General features: G+C 72.4%; 2 protein-coding genes and 1 pseudogene. All 3 read right to left on the reverse strand.

The window, feature by feature from the left end; all coding sequences use genetic code 11:
• Window positions 1–471 (reverse strand): annotated as a pseudogene (locus ROTAS13_RS21025) (GTP-binding protein); the annotation flags it as partial.
• A 63-nt stretch (window positions 472–534) separates the two neighbouring features.
• Window positions 535–2598: a flagellar biosynthesis protein FlhA gene (flhA, locus tag ROTAS13_RS21030; protein WP_075823307.1), complete on the reverse strand. Its 2064-nt coding sequence runs from the start codon at window positions 2596–2598 to the stop codon at window positions 535–537.
• 4 nt (window positions 2599–2602) lie between these two features.
• A partial coding sequence (locus ROTAS13_RS21035; RefSeq protein ID WP_075823308.1) for a sigma-54-dependent Fis family transcriptional regulator occupies window positions 2603–3674 on the reverse strand: 1072 nt, incomplete at its 5' end.

Here is a 3674-nt window from a genome sequence, read left to right on the forward strand (position 1 = left end):
GAGGACCCGGGTGAAGGCGGCGAGCTGTTCCGTGGCGCCGGCGCGGGCGGCATCGGCGGTGATCACGGTGGGCGCATGGCCGGACATCACCAGCCGCGTGGCGAGCTTGGCGCAGGTGAGCGTCTTGCCGGCGCCCGGCGGGCCGACCAGCGCCAGGGTGCGCGTGGCCGGGTCCGGCAGGCCGGCGAAGGGCAGCGCGTCCTCCAGTGCCTTGGCCATCGGGCCGCGCAGCCGCGCCGCGAGATCCGGCGGCAGGTTGTGCCGCAGCAGCTCGGGCGGGATGACGTGCCGCGGCTTCAGCGCGGAATCGGGCGGGATCAGCAGCGGCTCGTCGCTGTCCAGCACCGCGGTGACCTCGACGCCGTTCTCCGTGTGGCGGGAGGAGAGGATGACGGCATCGTCACCCATTTCGAGGCGCAGCACGCGCATCGCCTCGGTCATGCAGGAGCCGTTGAATACGCGGATCTTCATGGGTTCAACCTTGCAACGAATTCTGTTGATGAGAGGTGAAGGCGACACGAAAATTCCTGCGCATCAGATGGCGCCCACCGTGCGGATGCGCGCGCGCGGATGGATCTCGGCCTGCGACAGCACCACCGTCGCGGGCCGGAAGCGTTCGACGATGGCGCGCACATGCGCGCGCGCCGCGCCGCTGCAGACCAGCACGGGCGTCTCGCCCGCCGCGCTGGCCTTGTCGAAACTGTCGCGCACACGCTGCATGAAGTCCTGCAGGCGCGTCGGCGCCATGGCGAGCTGGCGGTCCTCGTTCGGGCCGACCAGGGATTCCGCGAAGGCCTGTTCCCATTCGGCGGAAAGGGCGATCATCGGCACATAGCCGTTGGGGCCGCGCGCCGCCTCGCTGATCTGGCGCGCCAGCCGGGCGCGCACCACCGAGACCATGCCGGGCACCGAGCGGAGCCCCCCTGACACCGCCTCGCCGATGCCTTCCAGGATGGTGGGCAGGTCGCGGATCGAGACGCGTTCGGCCAGCAGCGCCTGCAGCACGCGCTGCACCGTGCCGGTGGAGATCTGCGAGGGGATCAGGTCCGAGACCAGCCGCGCCTGCTCGCGCGGCAGCTCGTCCAGCAGCTTCTGCGTCTCCGCATGGCTCAGCAGCTCGGGCACGTGCTCGCGCACCACCTCCGTCAGATGCGTGGCCAGCACGCCGGCCGGATCGACCACCGTGCAGCCGAGGGCCAGCGCCATGTCGCGGTGCTGCTCCTCGATCCAGCGGGCGGGCAGGCCGAAGCTGGGCTCCTGGCAGGGATCGCCCGGCAGGTCGGGCGTCTGCCCCGAGGGATCGATCGCGAGGTGCATGGGCAGGCGCAACTGGCCGCGCCCGGCCTCGATCTCCTTCACCCGGATCACATAGGTGTCGGCCGGCAGTTCCAGGTTGTCCTGCAGTCGCACCGCCGGCAGCACGAAGCCCATCTCGGTCGCCACGCCGCGGCGCAGGTTGCGGATCTGCTCCGTCAGGCGCGGCCCGTCCCCCGCCGCCAGCGGCAGCAGGCCATAGCCCAGCTCCACCCGGATCGAATCCATCCGCAGGGATTCCGAGACGGGCGCCTCCGGGGCCGGGCCGGCGGCCGGCAGGGTGTTCTCGGCCTCCGCCCTCGCCGCCGCGGCCTTGCGGCGCGACCAGGCCAGCGTGCCCGTGCCGCCGGCCAGCGCCAGGAAGGGCAGCATCGGCATGCCCGGCAGCAGGGCGAAGGCGACCGCCGCGCCGGAAACCAGCGCCAGCGGCTTGGTACCGGTGGCGAGCTGACCGATCAGCGCCTGGTCCGCGGTGCCCTCGGTATTGCCCTTGGTCACCACGATACCGGCGGCGACCGAGACCAGCAGCGCCGGCACCTGCGACACCAGCCCGTCGCCCACGGTGAGGACGGAGAAGGTGGTCACCGCCTCCCCGAAGGGCAGCCCCTGACGCACCACGCCGATGGCGATGCCGCCCAGCAGGTTGAGCGCGGTGATGATCAGGCCGGCGATGGCATCGCCGCGCACGAATTTCGCGGCGCCGTCCATGGCGCCGTAGAATCCGCTCTCCGCCTCCAGGTCGCGGCGGCGGCGCTTGGCCTCGGACTCGTCGATGATGCCCGCGGAAAGGTCGGCGTCGATCGCCATCTGCTTGCCCGGCATGGCGTCGAGCGAGAAGCGCGCCGCGACCTCGGCGATGCGGCCGGAGCCCTTGGTCACCACCATGAAGTTCACGACCAGCAGGATCGCGAAGACGATCAGCCCCACCAGCACGTCGCCGCCCATCAGGAAGGAGCCGAAGGCGGAAACCACCGCCCCCGCCGCGCCGTGGCCCTCGTGCCCATGGGTCAGGATGATGCGCGTGGTGGCGACGTTGAGCGCCAGGCGCAGCAGCGTGGTCAGCAGCAGCAGCGTGGGGAAGGAGGTGAAGTCCAGCGGCCGCTGGAGGAACAGCGCCGTCATCAGCACCAGCACGCTGAGGGTCAGCGAGATGGCCAGCGCCGCGTCGAGCAGGAACGGCGGCAGCGGCACCACCAGCACCGCGATCAGCGCCGCCACGCCCAGGGCAAGGCCCGTGTCGCTGCCGGGGCTGAAGGTCTTCAGGCGTTGCGCGAGGGCCAGCATCGGCTCAGACCGGCTCCGCCCCGGCGCCGATGGGCATCATGGCGGAAAGAGCTCCGGGCAGCGCCGGCGGCGGTGCCTGCCCCGGTGCGGCTGGGACGCTGGCGCCCGCGGCGCGGTACTCGTGCAGCTTGTTGCGCAGGGTGCGGATGGAGATGCCGAGGATCTCGGCGGCGCGGGTGCGGTTGCCCAGGCAGTGGCCCAGCGTTTCCAGGATCAGGTCGCGCTCCACATCCTCCACCCGCCGCCCGACCAGCGCCACGATCCCGGCCGGCGTGGCGGGCCGGGGCACGGTCTCCGCAGCGGTGGCGGGTTCGGGCACGGATGGCAGCGGCTGGTCCAGCTCGATCGCCATGGGGCCGATCTCGTCGCCCTCGGCCAGCAGCACCGCGCGATGCACGGCGTTCTCCAGCTCCCGCACATTGCCGGGCCAGGGATGGGACAGCAGCATCGCCCGCGCCTGCGGCGCGAAGGGGCGGTGCGGCAGCCCATTGGCCTCGGCATAGCGGGCGGCGTAGTGCTCGGCGATCGGCAGGATGTCGCCGGCGCGGTCGCGCAGCGCGGGCAGGCGCAGGCTCACCACCCGCAGGCGGAAGAGCAGGTCCTCGCGGAAGCGCCCGGCCCGCACCTCGGCGCCAAGGTCGCGGTTGGTGGCGGCGAGGATGCGGACATCGACCTTCACCGGCGCCGTGCCGCCAAGCCGGTCCACCTCCCGCTCCTGCAGCACGCGCAGGATCTTGGCCTGCAACCGGACGTCCATCTCGCCGATCTCGTCCAGCAGCAGCGTTCCGCCATCGGCCTGCTCGAACTTGCCGCGCCGGGCCGCGACGGCGCCGGAGAAGGCGCCCTTCTCATGGCCGAAGAGCTCGGATTCCAGCAGCGTCTCCGGCAGCGCGGCGCAGTTCAGCGCGACGAAGGGGCCGTTGGCGCGGCGGGAATGACGGTGGATGTGGCGCGCCAGGACCTCCTTGCCCGTGCCGCTCTCCCCGGTGATCAGCACGCTGGCCTCGGCCCGCGCCACGGTCTCGGCGCGGGACAGCACGGCGGCCATGGCCGGGTCGCGGTGCACCGGCGCGTGC

It is taken from the genome of Roseomonas sp. TAS13, assembly GCF_001950415.1.
Lineage (GTDB): Bacteria > Pseudomonadota > Alphaproteobacteria > Acetobacterales > Acetobacteraceae > Roseomonas > Roseomonas mucosa.

Bases quoted from the DNA above. Each gene is read 5' to 3' on its own strand.
- flhA (WP_075823307.1), bottom strand. From the start codon at position 2,598: ATGCTGGCCCTCGCGCAACGCCTGAAGACCTTCAGCCCCGGCAGCGAC.